At 56.3% G+C, this 19,964-nt stretch carries 18 protein-coding genes, 1 tRNA gene and 1 pseudogene; 14 read left to right on the forward strand and 6 right to left on the reverse strand.

Translation table 11 applies throughout. The annotated features are described in order from the left end of the window. Positions 1 to 103 precede the first annotated feature (103 nt). Positions 104 to 2,113 (forward strand): M13 family metallopeptidase, encoded by a 2,010-nt coding sequence (locus ACN9MU_RS02630; protein WP_426344095.1) that lies wholly within the window; start codon positions 104 to 106, stop codon positions 2,111 to 2,113. A 185-nt stretch (positions 2,114 to 2,298) separates the two neighbouring features. Here the strand turns inward: ACN9MU_RS02630 and ACN9MU_RS02635 are convergent, their stop codons facing one another. After that, complete coding sequence (locus tag ACN9MU_RS02635) at positions 2,299 to 2,841, reverse strand: c-type cytochrome (protein WP_426167225.1); 543 nt, start codon at positions 2,839 to 2,841, stop codon at positions 2,299 to 2,301. A gap of 153 nt (positions 2,842 to 2,994) precedes the next feature. Between ACN9MU_RS02635 and ACN9MU_RS02640 the strand changes: the two genes are divergently transcribed. The 3 genes and pseudogenes from ACN9MU_RS02640 to ACN9MU_RS02650 all read left to right on the forward strand — a co-directional run bounded on the left by ACN9MU_RS02640 (position 2,995) and on the right by ACN9MU_RS02650 (position 4,801). Then, positions 2,995 to 3,070 (forward strand) — tRNA-Arg (locus tag ACN9MU_RS02640). Positions 3,071 to 3,506: 436 nt separating this feature from the next. Continuing rightward, positions 3,507 to 3,953 (forward strand): annotated as a pseudogene (locus ACN9MU_RS02645) (restriction endonuclease subunit R); the annotation flags it as partial. Between the two features lie 236 nt (positions 3,954 to 4,189). Then, entirely contained in the window at positions 4,190 to 4,801 is a 612-nt protein-coding gene (locus ACN9MU_RS02650; RefSeq protein WP_426344096.1) for a hypothetical protein, read from the forward strand. A gap of 22 nt (positions 4,802 to 4,823) precedes the next feature. Here ACN9MU_RS02650 and ACN9MU_RS02655 read toward each other — a convergent pair whose 3' ends face one another. Together ACN9MU_RS02655 and ACN9MU_RS02660 are read right to left on the reverse strand one after the other, a co-directional pair. Beyond that, entirely contained in the window at positions 4,824 to 5,861 is a 1,038-nt protein-coding gene (locus ACN9MU_RS02655) for a nucleotidyl transferase AbiEii/AbiGii toxin family protein (RefSeq protein WP_426344097.1), read from the reverse strand. Continuing rightward, positions 5,858 to 6,553 carry a DUF6088 family protein gene (locus ACN9MU_RS02660; protein ID WP_426344098.1) on the reverse strand — a complete coding sequence of 232 codons (696 nt, stop codon included), beginning with the start codon at positions 6,551 to 6,553 and terminating at the stop codon, positions 5,858 to 5,860. The genes ACN9MU_RS02655 and ACN9MU_RS02660 overlap by 4 nt, the downstream gene beginning before the upstream one ends. A 393-nt stretch (positions 6,554 to 6,946) precedes the next feature. Between ACN9MU_RS02660 and ACN9MU_RS02665 the strand changes: the two genes are divergently transcribed. From ACN9MU_RS02665 to ACN9MU_RS02685, 5 genes are all read left to right on the forward strand, one after another. Next, the gene (locus ACN9MU_RS02665; protein ID WP_426344099.1) at positions 6,947 to 7,327 is read left to right on the forward strand and encodes a hypothetical protein; all 381 of its coding nucleotides are present in this window, start codon (positions 6,947 to 6,949) and stop codon (positions 7,325 to 7,327) included. A gap of 2 nt (positions 7,328 to 7,329) precedes the next feature. Then, complete coding sequence (locus ACN9MU_RS02670) at positions 7,330 to 8,661, forward strand: nucleoside 2-deoxyribosyltransferase (protein WP_426344100.1); 1,332 nt, start codon at positions 7,330 to 7,332, stop codon at positions 8,659 to 8,661. Beyond that, positions 8,658 to 9,278 (forward strand): 7-cyano-7-deazaguanine synthase, encoded by a 621-nt coding sequence (locus ACN9MU_RS02675; protein WP_426344101.1) that lies wholly within the window; start codon positions 8,658 to 8,660, stop codon positions 9,276 to 9,278. Before ACN9MU_RS02670 ends, ACN9MU_RS02675 begins: the two co-directional genes overlap by 4 nt. Continuing rightward, positions 9,224 to 9,940: a hypothetical protein gene (locus tag ACN9MU_RS02680; RefSeq protein ID WP_426344102.1), complete on the forward strand. Its 717-nt coding sequence runs from the start codon at positions 9,224 to 9,226 to the stop codon at positions 9,938 to 9,940. Before ACN9MU_RS02675 ends, ACN9MU_RS02680 begins: the two co-directional genes overlap by 55 nt. A 431-nt stretch (positions 9,941 to 10,371) precedes the next feature. Next, positions 10,372 to 11,540 (forward strand): IS3 family transposase gene (locus ACN9MU_RS02685; RefSeq protein ID WP_426317910.1). Its coding sequence is split into 2 segments (ribosomal slippage): positions 10,372 to 10,639 and positions 10,639 to 11,540, totalling 1,170 coding nucleotides; the frame shifts between segments, so codons are not numbered across the junction. Between the two features lie 77 nt (positions 11,541 to 11,617). Here ACN9MU_RS02685 and ACN9MU_RS02690 read toward each other — a convergent pair. The 3 genes from ACN9MU_RS02690 to ACN9MU_RS02700 all read right to left on the reverse strand — a co-directional run bounded on the left by ACN9MU_RS02690 (position 11,618) and on the right by ACN9MU_RS02700 (position 13,190). Further along, on the reverse strand, positions 11,618 to 11,851 hold the full coding sequence (locus tag ACN9MU_RS02690) for a hypothetical protein (RefSeq protein WP_426344103.1): 234 nt from the start codon (positions 11,849 to 11,851) through the stop codon (positions 11,618 to 11,620). After that, positions 11,851 to 12,312 (reverse strand): tetratricopeptide repeat protein, encoded by a 462-nt coding sequence (locus ACN9MU_RS02695; RefSeq protein ID WP_426344104.1) that lies wholly within the window; start codon positions 12,310 to 12,312, stop codon positions 11,851 to 11,853. Before ACN9MU_RS02695 ends, ACN9MU_RS02690 begins: the two co-directional genes overlap by 1 nt. A 113-nt stretch (positions 12,313 to 12,425) precedes the next feature. After that, the gene (locus tag ACN9MU_RS02700; protein WP_426344105.1) at positions 12,426 to 13,190 is read right to left on the reverse strand and encodes a helix-turn-helix transcriptional regulator; all 765 of its coding nucleotides are present in this window, start codon (positions 13,188 to 13,190) and stop codon (positions 12,426 to 12,428) included. 82 nt (positions 13,191 to 13,272) lie between these two features. Between ACN9MU_RS02700 and ACN9MU_RS02705 the strand changes: the two genes are divergently transcribed. The 5 genes from ACN9MU_RS02705 (at position 13,273) to ACN9MU_RS02725 (ending at position 19,950) form a co-directional block, all read left to right on the forward strand. Continuing rightward, entirely contained in the window at positions 13,273 to 13,698 is a 426-nt protein-coding gene (locus ACN9MU_RS02705; protein ID WP_426344106.1) for a VOC family protein, read from the forward strand. Positions 13,699 to 13,851: 153 nt separating this feature from the next. Then, entirely contained in the window at positions 13,852 to 16,599 is a 2,748-nt protein-coding gene (locus tag ACN9MU_RS02710) for a type VI secretion system Vgr family protein (protein ID WP_426344107.1), read from the forward strand. Positions 16,600 to 16,613: 14 nt separating this feature from the next. After that, positions 16,614 to 18,299 carry an esterase/lipase family protein gene (locus ACN9MU_RS02715; RefSeq protein WP_426344108.1) on the forward strand — a complete coding sequence of 562 codons (1,686 nt, stop codon included), beginning with the start codon at positions 16,614 to 16,616 and terminating at the stop codon, positions 18,297 to 18,299. Between the two features lie 114 nt (positions 18,300 to 18,413). Continuing rightward, positions 18,414 to 19,691, forward strand: a complete 1,278-nt coding sequence (locus ACN9MU_RS02720; protein ID WP_426344109.1) for a T6SS immunity protein Tli4 family protein — start codon at positions 18,414 to 18,416, stop codon at positions 19,689 to 19,691. Continuing rightward, complete coding sequence (locus ACN9MU_RS02725) at positions 19,684 to 19,950, forward strand: PAAR domain-containing protein (protein WP_426344110.1); 267 nt, start codon at positions 19,684 to 19,686, stop codon at positions 19,948 to 19,950. The genes ACN9MU_RS02720 and ACN9MU_RS02725 overlap by 8 nt, the downstream gene beginning before the upstream one ends. Positions 19,951 to 19,964: the final 14 nt, after the last annotated feature.

Genomic DNA, 19,964 nt, shown 5'->3' on the forward strand with positions numbered 1-19,964 from the left:
GCAGTGTCTGACCCGCGGGGTCAGACACTGGCCCCGCAACCGCCGCGTTTCGGGTGTCAGACCCTGCGGGTCTGACACCGGTTTACCGGTTCTAAAGGACCCCATGAAAAAACACCTCCTCGCCGCCGCTGCAGCGCTGTTGGCAACAATGGCCAGCGCCGCCGACAAATCCGGCATCGAACTCCAATACGTCGACCCCGCCATCCGCGCCCAGGACGACTTCTTCAAGCACCTGAACGGCAAATGGCTGGCCACAGCCGAAATCCCCGCCGAAATGTCCAGCTGGGGCGTCTTCGAAAAACTGTTCGAAGACATCCAGCCGCAACTGCGCAAGATCATCGAAGACAGCGCCCAAAGCGCCGACACCGCCGACAAGAAACGCATCGGCGACTTCTACGCCGCCTTCATGGACGAAGCCCGCCTGGAACAACTGGGCGTAGCCCCCATCCAGCCCGAACTGGCCCGCATCGCTGCCCTGAGCGACAAGAAGGAACTGCCAGCCCTGTTCGCGTACCACAACCGCCGCAACTTCGCGGCGCCAATGGACATCGGCATCCACCAGGACAACAAGGACTCCACCAAATACGTGGTGGACTTCGTGCAATCCGGCCTGGGCATGCCAGACCGCGACTACTACCTGAAAAAAGACGACGCCAAGATGGCTGAAACGCTGGCCAAATACCGGGCCACCGTCGAAAAAATGCTGGCGCTGGCCGGCGACACCAACGCCGCCGCCAACGCCAAAGCCATCGTCGCCTTCGAAACCAGGATCGCACAACTGCACTGGACCAAGGTCGAGCTGCGCGACCCGGTCAAGGCCTACAACAAGGTGCCGGTCGCCAAGCTGGGCGAACTGATGCCGCACTATGACTGGAACGCCTACCTGACCGGCCTGGGCATCGCCGGCAAGGTCGAATACGTGATCGTCAGCCAGCCAAGCTACCTGAAAGCGCTGGACAAGCTGCTGGCCGAAACCCCGCTCGAGACCCTCAAGCCCTACTTCGCCTGGAACGTCATCCGCGCCAACGCGCCATTCCTGTCCAAGGATTTCGTTGAAACCAACTTCGAGTTCTACGGCAAGCAACTGGGCGGCGCCACCGAGAATCGCCCACGCTGGAAGCGCGGCGTCACCGCCACCGAGGACGCGCTTGGCGAAAGCATCGGCAAGGTCTACGTCGAGCAGCACTTCCCGGCCGCCAACAAGGCGCGTATGGAAGAACTGGTGAAGAACCTGCTGGCGGCCTACAAGGACAGCATCGACAAGCTGCCCTGGATGAGCGCCAAGACCAAGAACGAAGCGCAGGCCAAGCTGGCCAAGTTCACGCCGAAAATCGGCTACCCGAACATATGGCGCGACTACAGCGCCCTGACCATCGACCGCAACGACCTGGTTGGCAACGTGAATCGCGCCACCGAGTTCGCAGTGCAGAAGGAACTGGACAAGCTAGGCAAGCCAATCGACCGCGACGAATGGGGCATGACGCCGCAAACCGTCAACGCCTACTACAACCCTGAGCTGAACGAGATCGTATTCCCTGCCGCCATCCTGCAGCCGCCGTTCTTCGACGCCAACGCCGACGACGCAGTGAACTACGGCGCCATCGGCGCCGTGATCGGCCACGAGATTTCGCACGGTTTCGACGACCAGGGCGCGCAATACGACGGCGACGGCAACCTGCGCGACTGGTGGACCAAGCGCGATCACGCCAACTTCAAGGCCAAGACGCAGATGCTGGTCAAGCAGTATGGCGCCTTCAGCCCGGTCAAAGGCTACAAAGTGAACGGCGAGCTGACGCTGGGCGAGAACATCGCCGACAACTCCGGCCTGGCGATTGCGTACAAGGCCTACAAGCTGTCGCTGGGCGGCAAGCCAGCGCCGCTGATCGACGGCTTTACTGGCGAACAGCGCTTCTACCAAGGCTGGGCGCAGGCATGGCGCGCCAAGTCGCGTGACGCGGCGCTGATCCGCCAGGTCACCACCGACCCGCACTCGCCCGAAGAATTCCGCGCCAACGGCAGCCTGCGCAACCAGCCGGGCTTCTACGACGCGTTCGGAGTGAAGAAAGGCGACAAGATGTACCTCGCGCCAAAAGAGCGCGTAATTATCTGGTAAACCGATAGAGCGGGTCAGGTTATGCGCTTTTGACTTTCGCAACAAGTCAAAAGCCTTAAACCAACACCATCAGCCACAGCACAGACGGGGTCTGACCCTGTGGGTCAGACCCAGGTTTACCGGTTCAAAAAGGCAAAAAAAAACCGCTCCAATCGAGCGGTTTTTTTAAACGCGGGAGAAAGAGCTCAGCCCTTGCCAGGCTCCGCAGCCGGCGCCTCAGCAGCCGGAGCAGCCTGCTTCACCTCAGGCTCCTTGAACTTGCCACCAGACTTATTCGCCATGAACACAACAGCGCGCGCCACTTCCACATCATCCAGGTCCGGGTTGCCGCCCTTGGCAGGCATCGCACGCAGGCCTTCCAGAGCGTGCTTCACAACAGTGTCATAACCCTGAGCAATACGAGCACCCCAAGCGCCGTTATCGCCGACCTTAGGTGCACCAGCAGCGCCCGAAGCGTGGCAAGCTGCGCAAGTCGCAGTGTAAACAGCCTCGCCGGTCTGCAGCACTTTAGGCGCGTTGACATCCTTCAGGGTAAAGCCGTTATCCGCAACAGGCTTCAGGCGAGCAGCAACAGCTTCCGCGCTCTGGCTTTCCGAACCCGCGCCAGTCAGTTTTTCCTGGGTCACAAACTGCACCAGCAAAACGATGCCAATGATGGTAACAGCGAAGAAACCTACAACGGCAGCGACCAGCTGCTTAGGCGTTCTGATAGCGGATTCGTGGCTCATGATTTCCTTAGGACAGTTTTCGAAAGCTGCTGGAGGGTTATCTTTTTGGCATTTTTAACGCCGCGCCCTCGTCAAACCTGCGATTATAGACGGAAACCCCTAGCTATGGAATGGATTTCCGGCTATCCTTCGTGTCTCTTCAGCATCAGCAAAGCGGCTGTAGCTCAGTGGATAGAGTATCGGCCTCCGAAGCCGAGGGTCGTGGGTTCGATCCCCGCCAGCCGCGCCAATAACCATGCGTATTATTTCCAGATAATTTTCCATTTTGGGGAACTGTCTGGGTAGCATTTGGGAAAGATTTTGGGAAAAAATTCCAAGAATTTTTCCTGACTTCGCGCAAAATATGGCTTAAGTTTTCCTATACGTAGCTCCTTCCATTTATCAATAGGAGCTATGTCATGGCCAAAAAACATTACCGTCGTTTTGAAAAGAACATCTACGTTGAAGAGCGGAGCGGGGCGTTCCGTTTCAAGGTCGACGTCAGCCCACATAGGGACTCTGCTACTTTCTCCACGGTGGCAGAGGGCGTCAGTTGGGCGCGTCGCCGGCGGTTGGAATTCCTGGAGATTCGAGAGTCCGGCCAAACGCTGCCTTTTCCAGCAACAACCCAGACCGTGCCGGCCTACGTAGGTTTCCCATACCCTCACCATATGCCCGCCCCCATCAAGTTGGGCGAGCAGCAGTTTTACGCCCAAGAGCTGTTTGAGCAAGAGGAACTCACGGGCTACCTCAAGACTATGTTGCAGGACACAGCAAAGTCCATCCATCAGCACGTGGTCTACGACTCCACTACCGAACGTGATTTCGCTCAAGCGCTGGAGTTCAACCAAGACGTGATCCTGTACGCCAAACTGCCCAACTGGTTCAAGGTGCCTACTCCACTGGGCAACTACAACCCGGACTGGGCGGTGCTCTTGCAGAAAGATGGCGTGCAGCGTTTGTACTTCGTGGTAGAGACTAAGAGCAGCCTGTTCACTGACGACCTACGCGACAAGGAATGGGGCAAGATCGAGTGTGGTAAAGCGCACTTCGCAGCACTGGCGGTCGGAGAAAGCCCCGCGCGTTACATAGTGGCGCGGTCCTTTGAAGATGTCATGCAGGCGGTCAACTGACCGGCTGCCCTGGTCGTAGACAAAGGGCGCGCGACGCCGGGCTGCCCCTGGTTCTTCTGGATTCGTCATAACAAATAAAGAACTGAATGGAAGAACTGGCGGCAAGGTTAATTATTCATGTCATTTATGCATCGGGACAGGTCAACATCCGCACCATTCAGAATATGTGAAGCAATAAGTGCAGGGCACAGAAGACGCGCGCCCGTCTGGAGATTTTTTAGTAATTTCATGAGCAGATGATGACAAAAGACGCCGAAAAAAAGGAAATCTGGACTCCCCATCAAGCGTTTTATATCCAGAGCATGTTGTTCAATACGGAGGCCGCATTCAGGTCGGTTTTGCAAGTCCAGGCATTGATGGCAGCCACACGAGAGAATAGCCCCGAGGACCCATATTCTCCGCTGCATGGCGGACGCTTCCTGAGCGAGCTGCAAAATGTCGTTCTGCATGCGGCTTCACTATCGCGCTATTTTTGGCCCATCCGAAAAGACCATCACTGGCGCGGCGAGCAACTGAGAAGCGTATTCGAGGTCACGGAGAGCAGCGCATTGTTCTCCAGGGACTTGCGCAACGCCATAGAGCATTTCGATGAAAAGCTCGATACCTACCTCGCGGATGGCGTCGTCGGCCATATACTCCCTGAGTACATAGGTCCGTTCTCCGAGTCCACCGGCGTTCCGGTTCATATCTTCCGGGCATACTATGTGGACACAGCGGTCTTTCAGCTGCTGGACAAGCGATACGAAATCCAGCCCATCATTGATGAAGTCGCGCGTATACACGATCAATTGCACAGTATGGATAGCTTGGGCTGCACTTTCGGCAAAGGGCGAACCCCGGCGAAATAGCGGCGCTGCGGCGAAGGTGTGATTACCTGTTCGCAGACTGCTCTATCGCCGCGACACTGGCAAGAACTTCCTCCAGCGGCGGCACATGGTTGAAGACCATTCCGACCATCGCGTCATAGTCTCGCCGCAGGGGACCGATCATGGCTTCGGCTGGCATCAGGGTAAAGGAGCCGGGCGCGGCCACCTCCAACCCCAGGTCGGGACTGCCGAAGAATAGTTGCGCATGCGTGGCACAGTCCTTCGCAAGCTGGTGATCGGCAAGCCAACGTTCCGCGTTCTCGCTTTGCATCAGGCGGTGCAAGTCGTAGTAATGCCGCGATACGCGCTGTCCCCCATATCGCAGGACGCCGCGCCGATCATACCATTGCCGCAGGCCGTGGAGAATAATGACCTTATCCCAGAAGGTCCGCTCAGGCTGGACCGTCGTGACATTGGGAACGCGAAGATCGAGGTCAGGCAGATCAGCCGCGACATAAGGAGTGATCGTCGCGAAAGCATGCGGATCAAGCGCAGACTTCGCGCCTGATTCGATCTTCACCGCCGACCGGATGTAGTCGCCTCGTTGAGCCGTGACCGAGGGATACCAGAACAGCAGGCTTTGGCGGTCAGGATCATCGGGATCAGATTCCAGCCGGAAGCTATCTTGCACCATGACAGAGGCCGCGCGGCGGCCAAGCTGTTCGATCAGCGGGCCATTGATGAACGCCTGACACGCATCACGGATGGCGTCGAGTCGGGCTCGCCGCTTTTTCCCGCTCAAACCAACGAGATCATCAACGTCCACAGGCTGGCCAAGATCGTCGCGAAATACCGTGATGTCAATGTCCTCGGAAAATCGCGAGATTAGCCCGAATGCTTTGGACAGCGATGTGCCTCCCTTGAACAACAGGCGGGGGCCGCCAGGCTCGAGGCCATTGAAGAGTACATCGAGAACCCAGCAAACCCAGAAGTCCTTTTCAACGTTCTGCACCGCTGTACCCAATCGCGCCGCAGCACCCAGGAACAAGTCCCGCCTGTCCGCGTCGCTGGCGGTAATCACTTCATCAAACGCGGTATTCATTGCGGTCCACCCGCTTTAGCAGACATGGAATGGCGAAGGGTTGGCTTGCGCGGCACAGGGCATACCGGATCAAAGCCAGGGACGGCTCTCAGCCATTCCCGCATCCAGGCAGGTAGAACGCTAAACCCTGCCTGCAAATCCTGCCGGATGCCAGGCCCATGCTGTGGGTCGGCCAGGATTTTGGTGACTCGCCCCTGCAACTGGCCGTCATCGGTGTTGACCATATCTTTCAGCCAGTGCAGCGCCTGCACGAGGCGCATTGCCGGACGTCCGGCCCAATAGAGGCGGCTTGGAGCAGTCTGCTTGAACTCAATCTGTAGCTGGTCCAGTAGGATGGGACGGCGGCGGGTGTCGGTGTAGATTGTCACCCGCGAAGGCACTGCATCCGTTAGCCCGAGGTCGTTTGACGCCGTCATGCCATCGACCAGCAGGCGCAAATTGTCGCGGCGGGCAATCGCGTCCACCACCGCACGGTAGTCTGGCGTCGAAGCGCGCTTGGTCAGTCGGTTTTGCTTAGGACGGTCGTACAGCCCTCTGTCGATCCGACGCAACTGCCCTCCCGCCACCATCCGCTGCAAGGTCTTGTCGATCAGGTCGCGCTTGCCAAGATGTGCAAAGTCAGTCGGAACCCAGACATAGCCTGGTCCTTGCGCGTCGATTAGCGATGTGATGCGGTCTGCTGTGTCCGACATGACTGCCTCCTGTCCGAAAAATATACACATTTTTCGGACAAATGACAAGAATAGTATGTCCGAAAAATACCCACATTTTTCGGACACTCCATCTGACGAGTCGGCGAATGATGACTAGGCGGAGCATTCATCCCGAGTCATTTTGCAAGGGCCATTTGCCACAAAACGTCGCTCTTATAGACCGCCGAAACCGACTCAACATACAGAGCGCCATCCTGCAAATGCGAAATCTCACAGAATTCACATTGTTTAGATCGTGAAAATTGCTATTGGCGTTACTTCCGATAGGCAAGTTATATTTCCTATTAACCCTTAACAGAAGTTTCGTGTATGCTATGAAATTAATAAATATGCATCACATTCATAGCGCATTCGACAAAAAGGGAGAGCGACATGGGAAGCACTGGTTCAGGCCGTTTTACCGACTACACCGGCGCGAATAAGCCCGAAGCGCCGGGGGCCGGGGCAGGAGGTGGCTCAAGCGGTGTCGACAAGTGCCAACAAGCCTTCGAGTGTGTTCTGGAAGAGGTGGCGCAATGCACCTATTACATGCAAACGGGAGGGGCGGTACCGCCCCCCGGCTCGGTGTTGACCGTCATGCAGCGCGGCCGAATGTTTGCAGTTGATTCTAGCGGCATGACGGTGGGGGCGCTGCCCACGAAGTTCAATTACTTGGCCGCGTGCCTTACAGACGGGACTAACTATGTAGGTATCGTAAAGTCGTCGTCGGCGAGCCCGGTCCCAACCGTCGCGGTCGACTTCACTCCGCATTAACTATGGAGAAGTCATCCCCTATATTGATCCTTGGTGAAGTGGTTATTGACTTCACGCTACCTAGCGACAGTGGGCCTTGTAAGTTGCGTCTAGGCGGCATAGTGCACGCGGCGCGAGGCCTCTGGGCTGCCAATCTGGAATATTCGGTGGCCGCATTCTGTCCTCAATACGTAGTTGATGATGCGCGCCACTTCCTCTTCGCTCACGGCTGTAAAGAGTTTCATTGGCTGGGTAATGTTTTCGGAGCGCCGAATGTCGTGGTGATCGGTGATGCCACAGAGGTCTCGCATCAAGGCTACGAAGACCTGCTGCGGGAAAGCAAACGCATCACCTTAAACGAGCCGCTACCAAGCCTCGTCGGCTATGAAAAAGTAATTGTCTTCCCGGGCAAGTTCGACGTTACAGCGTTGCTGCCGTTGTTCTCACCAGATGCTAAATTCACGTTCGACGTCGCGTACGAAATCGATGACTTTTCATCACTGCGCGTATTTCGTGAGCGTATGGATGCCGTCATCATTTCGACTTCCTCAGAGCTCTTCGTTAAGGTTGGGAAAGACGATGTCGACAAATTGATAAACGAAGTAAGGATGCTCTCACCGGCAGTCTTTCTGCTGAAGGAGAATCGCGGAGGAAGCAGGCTGTTCAGCATGGAGGGAAGCAGTGTTGAAGAAATTCCCGCGACCTTAGGCGACACTGTAAATTCGGTTGGCGTTGGTGACGTGTATACGGCAGTGATGGTCGGGCTGTCTTACAAGGGATGGGGTGAGGCTGCGTGGCGCGGCTGCCAGGCGGCGACGGCATATTCTCAAACAACGTACCCCGACGACCTAAAGCGCGATATCCAGCGCGGCTTTAAGCTCCCTATCGACGTCGTGCGAGCCCTCGGCGGGACTGCGCTTCCGTGGCACGACCGCCAGAAGTATTCCATCTACTTGGCCGGTCCGGACTTTTCGTATTTTGATAAGCCTGAACTTGAACGCGCCGTGGACAGCCTGGCATATCACAACTTCAAGGTTCGGCGCCCGGTACAGGAAAATGGAGAAATTGAACGTCCTGCCAGTGAGGCGGAACTAGCCAGGACTTTTCAAATGGATTACCAGCTCTTGAAGGATTGCGATGTAGTCTTCGCAATCCCACTGGGACGAGACCCAGGCACTCTGGTAGAGATCGGGATGGCAATCGCGCTTGGCAAACCCGTCATTACATTTGACCCTCGCGACGAGAACGCCAACACCATGGTCATGGCTGGGAGTGTTGTATACTCCCGGGTCCTTGATGAATGCCTGAATGGCACCTTCAATGCTTTAGCTAAATTGCGGGCGGCATCAAAATGAAGAAAGCCATGCTTCTGGCATCCGGAGGATTGGATTCGACCACCGTTGCATACAAGCTTGCCTTGGACGACGTGGAGGTTGTGCCTGTCTTTTTCGACTATGGGCAGCATTGTGTGGACGTTGAGTGGAACCGCGTTAATGAGGTACTGCCGGCCAGCATGCAGCGTCCGGAGCGCCACAACATATCTGACATCTTTCGCGGTTCTCAGTCTCGTTTGATTTGCGAGGCGGACCTCTGGAATGAGGACGTAAAGGATGACGACCTTTATATCCCTTACCGAACGATGTTGTTTTTTGCGGCGGCTGCGGCAAGGGCACAGACGATTGGCATCCTCGATGTCTACACTGGTTTTATTAACAGCAATCATGCTAAAGAAATTGACTGTACGGCAGACTTCATGAACAGCCTTGATGGACTCACATCGAACATTGGTCCCGTTCGCTTTCACTCGCCATTCCGCTTTTCAACCAAGGCGGACGTGGCCCGCTCTGCTGTCGCACTTGGCGTTCCGATTGGTCGTACATATTCGTGTCAGGCGTCTGGGCAGTTCCCTTGCGGCGCATGCCCGAACTGCGTGGAGCGACTGAATGCATTGAAAGAGGCGGGGTTAGTTTGAGCGCCGCTTTAGACAAAGGTGCAGCTATCGAAATTCTGCTTGCAGCGCGCCGTATTGCCGACCAAGCGAAAGAAGAAGGCGCCTTGCGTAGCCCGAAGGTCCCCCGCGCGACCTGCGATCATATGGGCGGCGTACTTGCCGACTCTGTGCTTCAGTCTGGCCTGAACTACAAAACCGTCGTGCGCCCGCGAGTCATGGCTATTTTGCAGACTTACCCAAAGGTCGACACGGTTTCGGCATTGGTTAAGCTGACACAAAGGCGAAAGACAGCCGAGTTCTTGAACTGGAATCATCATGAGAAGGTCACCAGGTTTGAGTCGCTGGTTTCGTTCATGAAGGACTGGGGCATCGAGGATGCTGAGGACTTGCGGTCCGCATTGAACGACGCAGACTTCTGCAACGCTATGCAATCTATCAACGGCATTGGCCCCAAGACTGTTGATTACATGGCTTGTCTCGTCGGCATTGATTCTATCGCCATTGACCGTCACGTTCGCACTTTCGCGAAGAAGGTGGGGGTCGAAAGCAGCGACTACCAATTCTTGAAAAGGTCCTTTTGCTGTGCGGCAGATTTGCTCTCACTTCCAAGGCGCGAGTTTGATGCATGGCTGTGGAGAAATGCAACGTTTCCTATGCCTAAACAACTTAACTTAGCTTTATAAGCAAATCTCACGCAACTCTGTGCTGCGCTTGCAGCCTAGTAACGGCATCTCAACGGGGTGAGTTTGCATACTGTGTGGTGCTAGTCGCCTTGCAAGAAGGGAAGGCCAAGCGGTGATGACTAAGCAATCCTTGACGTATCTCATTTGGGAAAATCTTGGGAAAATTTGGCCTCGATTTTCTTCCTAATACTTCCTCACCTTGCCCAATTTTGCCGATTCAAATATGATGTGATTTCAAGGAGTTACCGAAAAACTAGCCAGTTTTCGCATTGATACCATCGGCCTCCGAAGCCGAGGGTCGTGGGTTCGATCCCCGCCAGCCGCGCCACTTCTTCCGTAATTTCAATAAGTTATGTGTGAGGGGAACCATGAGGTAACCTGACTTTTTCGGACACTCTCGTTTGTTAAACTTAGCAACGGGAGAAGCATTTATGAAATCGAAGACATACACACCGGAGTTCCGGGCAGAGGCGGTCAAACTAGTCCTCGCACAGGGACTGACACTGGAGGAAGCCGCGCAGCGGCTTGACATTCCTAAGGGAACACTGGGGACTTGGGTTAACGCTGCAAAGCGAAGCAATGATACTGGGGCTGCTCCCGGTAGTCGCAGCGTGGCGGAGCTTGAAGCGGAAGTGGCTAGGCTGCGCAAAGAATTGGCCGTTGAACGCATGGAGAAGGAAGTGCTAAAAAAAGCAACGGCGTACTTTGCAAGGGAGTCGCTGCCAGGTACGCGTTCATGAAGTCGGTGCGACTCGACGGATACCCGACGGATTTGCTTTGCAGGGTCTTCAATGTCTCTCGCAGCGGCTTTTACGCATGGCAGGGGCGCAAGCCGTCGCGCCGCGCTCAGGAGGACGCCAAGCTGAAGGTGGCGATTCAGGCCGTGCATCAGCAATCGCGCGAAACCTATGGCACGCTGCGCGTTCATCCTGAACTCCAGGAGCAAGGATTTGAGGCCGGGCGTGATCGCGTCGCCAGGTTGCGGACAGAACTTGGTCTGCGCTGCAGACAAAAGCGCAAGTTCAAGGCCACCACCAATTCCGGGCATGACATGCCGGTCGCGCCGAACTTGTTGAACCAAACGTTCCTGCCGACGCGGCCAAACGAAGCCTGGGTGGCAGACATCACCTACATCGCGACTGAGGAAGGCTGGCTCTATCTGGCCGGCGTGAAGGACGTTTTCACCTGCGAGCTGGTGGGGTATGCGATGGGGCCACGCATGACGCAGGACTTGACGGCGCAAGCCTTGTGGCGGGCTGTGCGCAACAAAAGACCGGCGGCGGGATTGATCCATCATTCTGATCGCGGCAGTCAATACTGCGCCGAGAAATACAGGAAACTGCAGAACCAATTCGGAATGAAGACTTCGATGTCGCGCAAGGGAAACTGCTTCGACAACGCGCCGATGGAGAGCTTCTGGGGCAGCTTGAAAAATGAGCTGGTTCATCATCGTCGCTTTGCATGCAGGTCTGAAGCGCAGGCGGCCATTACGGAGTACATCGAGATCTTCTACAACCGCCAACGGCGTCATTCGCGCCTTGGCTACAAATCGCCGGCACGCTTTGCGGCAGACTTCAACAAGGAAGTGCTGGCAGCTTGAGACGAGAGTGTCCACTATTGACAGTACACCTCACCATAACTTCGCCGTTTGGCAAAGTTATGCGTCCAAGCGCTGCCCTATCGGACAGACAAGCAATCAATAATATTCTTCGCGTGTCGTTCGTTATCTGATTCAAATTTCTTTGCAAGCGTTTCGTCTTTCGGCAGGCCCAGCTCAGCATTTGAATAGGCTTCGCTCAACCGCAGGCTTGCGAGAAAGTTTCCCATTTCGGCCGCCCGCAAGTACCAGCGCGCCGCTTGCTCCTCGTTTTTCGCGACACCCTCTCCCCGTTCAAACCAACTCGCGATCATCAATGGAGCCATCGCATCATTAAGCTGATAAGCAAGGGTTGCGTACTCAACAGCACTGTCATGTCGATTGATCCGAACTGGCCAGTTTGATACATCACGGCGAGTTGAGTTGCAGCGAAACCAAAGCCGAGTTTGGCTGAACTCAGGTAGTGCGCCCGCGCTTGATCAAGGTGCACAGGTAGGCCTATCCCTCGCTGGTAAAAGGCCCCCATTTCAAAGTGTCCAAGGGCACTTTCGCAAGCCACCGCCATGGCTGCCCACTCAAGCGCCTTTTCAGCCGACCTTGATTGGCCGAGACCTGCCAAACTAAAGCGGGAACATATGCACATTGCAAACGGAGAACCCGCTTCGGCTCCCTTGCGGAAGATTTCATAGTAGTTCTGCGCTGTAGCGCGATCCCATTTCGTTTTGTCCTGCAAACAAATATCGATCCACAAGGGGTCGAGCAATTCGCTTTGCACGGCGCGAAGCCAAGTGTCGGATCGACGTTTCTCAGCACTGATTGCAGGTTCGTGTGGTCCATAAATTTCGTGGCTATCGGCCGGCGCTGGGGGCCAAGGCCCACTTTGCAACGCTACGCGTTCAACTTGGTTGTCTCGGCACCCAGTGTGTTCAGCGGACCCGGCGAGGTGTGCCCAGCTACTGACTCCTCATCCAACCTGCTCAGATAACTGCGTAGCAGCGCAGCGCGGCGTGGGCGGAAGCTGGTGCCTGCCGGGGTCACATTCTTGATCCGGTCCGCGCGAAAAATACGAAAGTCCTCCCGTAGGCAGCAGCGCGCAAGCACCACGAGCATTCGATCCAGATAGACGATCGCCAGTGGCCAGATTGTGCGACGGCTCGCGTTGCCATTGCCTGCGACATAAGCAATCGCAAGCGCTTCTTCGCGCCAGCAGGCCTGGCGTATCAGATTCATGTCAATGTTATCCGCATCGACCAGCTTTGCCTGGTCATCGAAGCGGTGCGCGCGCGATACCGCATGCAGCACATGCTGTTGCCCTACCGAGGGCAGGGTTGCCGCTACCTTGCTCAGCACCGCATCAGCTGCCGCGGCAAGCGTCGGGTCGCCCATCTGCCGCACTTGCGCCAGCCCCAAAGTCAGGGCCTCGATTTCGATGCGGGTGAAGGTGCGCGGCCGCAGGCTGCCATCGTCAACCAGCGTATAACCGAACCCCGGCTCGCCTTCAATTTCGGCGCCGCCCGCGCGCAAGGTCTCGATGTCTCGGTAGACCGAGCGCACCGATACACCGGTTTCACGTGCCAGTTGTTCGCCCGTGATGGGCGCCGACGTTGCGCGCAACGCTTGTAATAAAAGGAAAAGTCGTTCGGACCGGGACATTGCCACTGACAGAAATTGGCAGGAGGGGTGCATATAGTACCACCGTAGCAAACTATCCTTAAACCGATCGAAAGAGTCACATATGTCCATCCGTACCGTAATCCACTTGAACTTCCAGGGCAAAGCACGCGCCGCGCTTCAGTTCTACGCCGAAGTATTCAAAGGCGAGCAGACGCTCGTCACTTATTCCCAAGCCGGCCGGGCCCAGGATGCTGCCGACCCTGAGCACATCGCGTGGGGCCAGGTCACTGGCGAAGACGGCATCGCCCTGATGGCATACGACGTGCAGGCCGGCCTCGACTGGCACCCTGGCGACAAAGCCTTTTTTGTTTCGCTGCGAGGCGACAATGCCGATGCAATCCGCGGCCTGTGGGATGGGTTGGCAGCGGGTGCCGAAGTCCTGCACGCGCTGGCTCCCAGCCAATGGTCGCCGCTGTACGGCATGTTGCGCGACTGTTTTGGCGTGACCTGGGTTGTGGATGTATCGGTCCCGTATTCTCTGGCGTGATATAGAGTGGCGTTTTTAATTAGACATTTAGAAGTTACTGCGCACGATTGAACGTTGCGCATTAGCACAACAATAGTCCATTTATAATCTGTTGCTATTTTTGTATGCCTGTCCGCTGGCGCAGGCAAAACGCAAGGATCAAGCAACATGAAAATGAATGGCTTGTCTGAATCGCTGGCTGGCTTGCTACCACTCGGAAGCCTGGCCGGCGCCAACCGCCCGATCCGCCTGCGCCTGGCCGATGCGCAGGACGACCTCCTGCTGGTCAAGCACGTCAGTGGAACGGAAACGATTTGTGGCGGGATTGAATACAAGCTGTTGTGCGTTTCGAAGAGTGCCGGCCTGCCGACCAAACAGTTCATCGCCGTGCCCGCCGAAGTACAGTTCGTGACCGATACAGGAGACCTGCGCTCCGTGTGCGGCATCGTCGCCGAGACCATCGAAGGACAGAGCGGTGGCGGGCTGGCCACCTATCAGCTGGTTATCCGCGACGCCCTGGCAGTCATGGAACTGCGCACAAACACCCGCGTTTTCCGCAACGCCAGCGAGATCGACATCACGCAAACCATTCTGAACGAATGGTGCCAGCGCACCCCGATGATGGCGCGCGCCTTCGAATTCGACCTTGGACAGTTGCGCAGCTATCCCGCCCGTGAATTCACGATGCAGTACAACGAATCGGATGCCCAGTTCTTGCGCCGAATGTGGAAGCGACGCGGCATTGCATGGTTCATCCGTCCTGGCAAAGCAAGCGAAAGTAGCGACGAGAGCTTGCCGGTGCATACGCTGATGTTGTTTGACGATGCAATGGCGTTGCAGCAGAACGCCGCCGGTACGGTCCGATATCATCGCGACGACGGCACGGAAACACGCGACAGCATCACCGCATGGCACGCAGTCCGTACACTCAGGGCAGGCAAGACCGGCCGTCAGAGCTGGGATTACGCCAATGCACAGATGTCGACCAGCGACGAGACTGGCCGCAATGACCAGGGCAAATGGGGTAACCAACTTGCGGCAAGCCTGGAAGACTACTTGGTCGATGTGCCGCACGCCTGCGACAGCAGTTCGGACTACCGCGACCTCGGTACGCTGAGAATGCTGCGCCATGAATATGAATCGAAGTGCTACCGCGGCGAGAGCGGCGTGCGTGACCTGTGCATTGGCCAATGGATTGCAGTGAGCGAGCATGCCGCGATCGACGCCCATCCGCCGGAAGAACGAGAGTTCGTGATCACCGAACTGCATGTCGAAGCCGAGAACAACCTGCCGAAAGCCTTGAACGACAGGGCGCGCCGCCTGTTCGCATTGAATCGCTGGCGCGGTGGCGGCCCGAATGCTTCATTGGAGCAGGCCAGCGAAGAACGCGGCGTGCGCTACACCAACCATTTTCGTTGCGTGCGGCGCGGCATTGCCATCGTTCCGGCCTACGACCCCCGCATCGACTTGCCGCGCACCGAGGCGCAAAGCGTCATCGTGGTTGGCCCGCCCGGCGAAGAAGTTCATTGCGATGAAATGGGGCGGGTAAAGATCCGCTTCCCCGCTTGCCGGCCAGAAGACCACCCCAACGGCGCGGGCGCCTCCGGCAGTGATCGTGATTCGGCCTGGGTACGTATTGCCGGCACCTGGGCCAGCCGCCAATGGGGCGCGATCTCGCTGCCGCGTGCGGGGGACGAGTGTATCGTCACCTTCTTAGGTGGAGACCCGGACAAGCCGATGATCACTGGCCGCGTGCATGGCGGCACAACGCCACCGCCAACCTTCAGTCACGCCGGCGGATTGCCAGGCAACCGCTACCTCTCAGGCATCAAAAGCAAGGAAGTCCAGGGCGAGCGTTACAACCAATTGCGTGTCGACGACACACCCGGCGAGATCAGCGCCCAACTGTCCAGCGAACATGGGCACAGTGAGCTGAACCTTGGCTACCTGACCGCTCCACGTTTTGACGGCAAAGGTAGCCCGCGCGGCGAAGGTGCAGAGCTGCGCAGCGACCATGCCGTGGCAATCAAGGGCGCGCAGGGCGTGTACATCAGCGCCGATGCGCAACTGCGTGCGGCTGGCCGCCAGTTGGAGCGTGATGGCCTCACCGGCCTGGCAGACGCCCTGCAAAGCATCCAGCAGCAACTGGCCGAACTGGCCGGAACGCATCATGCGGAAGATGGCGACGGCAAACCCCTGTCGCAGTTGATCGGCCACCTGAAGCAATGGGAAAAAGGCAGCAATACCGATGGCGGCAAGGGCAACCCGGCTGGCGGGCAAGCAATCGTCGCCGTGAATGCCCCGGCTGGCGTCATTCTTGGAAGCTCGGACAATATCGCCATTGGCGCGCAGACCCATGTCGACGTGGTCAGCGTCGGCAATACGCAGGTGTCGGCGGGGCGCGGCTTGTTGATGCGGGCTGCGCAAAGCATAAGCCTGTTCGCGCACAAGCTGGGCATGAAAATCATTGCCGCGGAAGGCAAGATCGACATGCAGACGCACCAGGACGACATCGAATTCACCTCGGCAAAGCGCATCGTCTTATCCGCCGCGGATGAAATAGTCATCCAGGCGCCCAAAGTGCGTATTGTGAGCCAGGGCGCGCAGACGAATTACGGCAGCGGCGCGATCACCCAACAGCTTAGTGGCGCCTATACGGTCAAGTCGGCGACCTTCGCCCATAGCGGTGCCGGCGATGCCAGCCTGCAGGCGCCGGACCTGCCCAAGAGCAAAGTCCAGTCGGACGAGAAATTCATTGTGCGCTACATCGGCAGCAACGCGCCAGTGAAAGACGCGTCTTACATCATCAAGCTGAACAACGGCAACGTCATCAGCGGAAAAACCAATGCCAAAGGCGAGACCGAGCTCAGTAAAGAGCAAGAGATGCTCATCGCCGACATTGAGATCCGCGACGACGCCTGAAGAGAAGATCCAGAATGACGGACAACACACCAACCCGTGAAGTCGCTGGGCAATACGACGGCCCGGTTGTGCGCGCTAAATCCGTGCTGTCGCCGGAAGGTTTTCCCGTGCGCGCACTGGTCAAACTGTACCCAAAGCAGATTATCCCGATTATCTTCATCCCCGGGATTATGGGAACGAACCTGCGTGTCAAAAATGGCAAAGGCTATGCCTGGCGACCGCCCAACGGCAAGTTGGCCGGCTTGATCCAGGTGATTCAGTATTTGGGCAAGGATGCCGCGGCGAGGAAAAAAGTGCTGCACCCAGATCGTGTCGAGGTCGACGGCGAAGGCGCCGTCAGCTTGACGCGTAAGGTTGAGAAACAATTGAAAGGTGCGCCCGACCTTGATCCTGAAGAATTGGCCCGGCTATATGGCTGGGGAGAACTCCATCGCGATAGCTATGGTCGTATCCTGAATACCTTGCAGGAGCGCTTGCATGACACCTTGAAGACAGACGGCACGCCCGACGACGCCTGGGTGCAGTTGGTGCTGGACCAGCAAAAGCTTCATCAGTTTGGCGCTGAAAAGCCATTCGAAGAAATCACGCCCGACGACCTGAAGCGATTTGCCAATGCTGCGTATCCAGTGCACGCCGTTGGCTATAACTGGCTGCAGTCGAACAATGTTTCGGTTCAGCGCTTGGTGGAAAAGATCGATGCCATCACTGATTTCTACAAGAACACCCTGAACAAGGACTGCGAAAAAGTCATCCTGGTTACTCACTCGATGGGCGGACTGGTGGCACGCGCGTGTACACAATTGCAGGGAAAGAGCGACAAGGTACTTGGCGTGCTCCATGGTGTCATGCCTGCCATCGGAGCACCGGCCACCTATAAGCGCATGCGTGCCGGATTTGAAGGGGTTGAACAAGTCCTGCTGGGACGTAACGCGGCAGAAGCGACGGCAGTTTTGACACAAGCGCCTGGTCCAATGGAACTACTCCCGACAGCCGAGTACCAGGCCAAGTTGCCCGGCGGCGTACAACATTGGTTACGTGCGCATTACGGCAAGAGCAAGACCGGTGGCGATGAAATTACTTCATTTCTTGGTGAGGGAGACCCATACGATACCGTCTATTTGAATAAGGCGGACTGGTGGCGTTTGGTTAAAAGCGAACTAATAAATCCGGAAAAAGAGAAACGAAGCTCAAAGGATAATCAAAGCACCTCGCGAACGAAGGACGCGGACTCAATTGATATTGACTTCACAAACTACTCGAAAGCTCTTTTTGCTGCACAGGAGTTCCATAGTGAAGTTAAGGGCCAATACCACGGTAATTGCCATGCATACTATGCAGCGGATTCCGCGCAATCCGCATGGGGCGAAGTACGCTGGTCTGCCAACACAGCAGTTCCGAATTTTGTGCAAGGTGTTCTCGTGGACGATGATTTGAACGGGGCAGTGAAGGTAAAGTTCGGAGAGCAAGTCTGCGAGCTGGAAATCGCCGGCAGAGATTTGCCCGGCGATGGTACCGTACCTGAGCTTTCAGGACAGGCGCCTAAACCTTTTGTGAAACAGATTTTTCGCCACGAAGGCAAACTCAAAGGTCACTTTAGTTATGACCACCAAGGCAGCTATAGCAATGATTTTACAGCCGGTTTGACGCTATATTCGATTGTAAAGTTGACGCTAAGTTCTGGCGTTTTGAAAGAGGGGTAGATGATGTATAGACCCGTACAATTGTTGCGAAAGGGTGTCGCTGCAACAGCATTGTCGTTACTCATGGCAGTTGCAGCAGGCGCCACAACAACACGAGTTCTCAAGGATCAAAAGATGGACACAACTGAAAAAGGAAATTGGACGACGCACTGTGTCGGCCGATTTCTTATCGATCTTCCTGCAGAAGCCGAGTATGTCGGTGGAAGCTATGATTTTGCCTTCTCGACCCTCGAGCGACAGCCAATGGGACTCGACAAGTTCCAGCAAGAAGTAGATTCCGTCGAAAAGCGTTTGAAAGATACCAAGCATAAGTCCGGGTCATCTCTTCTTTTAAAGAGCACAGCACCAACTGATAGTTCTCGTGTGCTGGGTTACTGGGACAGCAAGAACCAGCACGTTGCCGTTGATATTTCGGGTTATCGCTGGCTAAACGGGCAGAGGTATTTGCTCCACAAAGGTGCAGATCCCGACAGAATGGAGATGGCCGTGGCGCGAATGGAAACTACAATCTCTAAACTTCAGGTGAGGGGGGATAATCCTCCTGCGGCACCGGGCTTTTGCGTTGAGCACGCAATCTTCGCTGATGGAGGTGAGAGCGGCAATGAAAGCCTCAACATTCGATTCCGCCTCAAAAAACACCCTGACATCGTAGTTGACGTGGCGACCAACCTTAACGCCGGCGACCCACCTGAATCTTTGTTGTCGCGAAAACCCGGCGTGCTGAGCGCGTTAGGAATTCTCGGGGCGACCCTCGGGGGGATTCGCAATATCAAAGAAGGGGATCGTACGATTGGCGACCACCCCGGCCAGGAATGGTTGATGAAAGCTCCTAATGACCATGGTCGTCAAGCGCACTTGTTTACCTGGGAGGCACCTGGATTACATGCCGATGAACTTCATCCACAAATTCGCATTGACCTCCAGTCGGGGAATTCCGATGGTGGCCTTGACCCGACGCCGATCAGCATGACCGATCACCAGATGCTGCAGCTTTGGGACAAGATCCTGAACTCGCTGCGACTAAGGCCGACAGGAGATAGTAAAGATTCGACTGAGAAAAAGACGTCACAGCAATCTAATGATGGTGACCCGCTCCCCTTGGGAGAGCTTATACGTACTGGAGCAATCTGTCCTCAGACTGGCTTCTGGCAATGCCCCGACAACGATATGTACGGCAGCACGCGACTGTTCCAGGCTGGCGACGCCATGCCACCTGCCATTATCAAGCGTGATCTGTCGTTTGTTGAGCGTTTGAGAGGCAGCAGTGATCAGCATAGCGCCAGCACCATATGGCGCTTGGTCCGATATGACGGACCGGCTATAACCAATGCACCCCCGCACACCGCAGGCGACGATTCCATTCGACCATCAGGCGATGCCGACGATGCCTAACGTCATCCGCCTTAATGATCCCACCTCGCATGGTGGAAGAGTCGTCAGCGTAAGTGCGACATGGTTTACGGTCGATGGCATTCCAGTCGCCCGCGTTGGCGACCAATGCATATGTCCTTTGCCGGGGCATAGCGTCTGCGTCATCATTGAAGGCAGTTCCGAACACGTCATTGACGGAGTTCCTGTTGCTTATGATGGCCACAAGACAAGCTGCGGCGCCGCTTTGCAATCCACGCTGTCAACTTTCAGTACGAAGTGAGGCGCCTTGGCGCG

Source organism: Pseudoduganella sp. R-32, assembly GCF_049913245.1.
GTDB lineage: Bacteria > Pseudomonadota > Gammaproteobacteria > Burkholderiales > Burkholderiaceae_D > Rugamonas.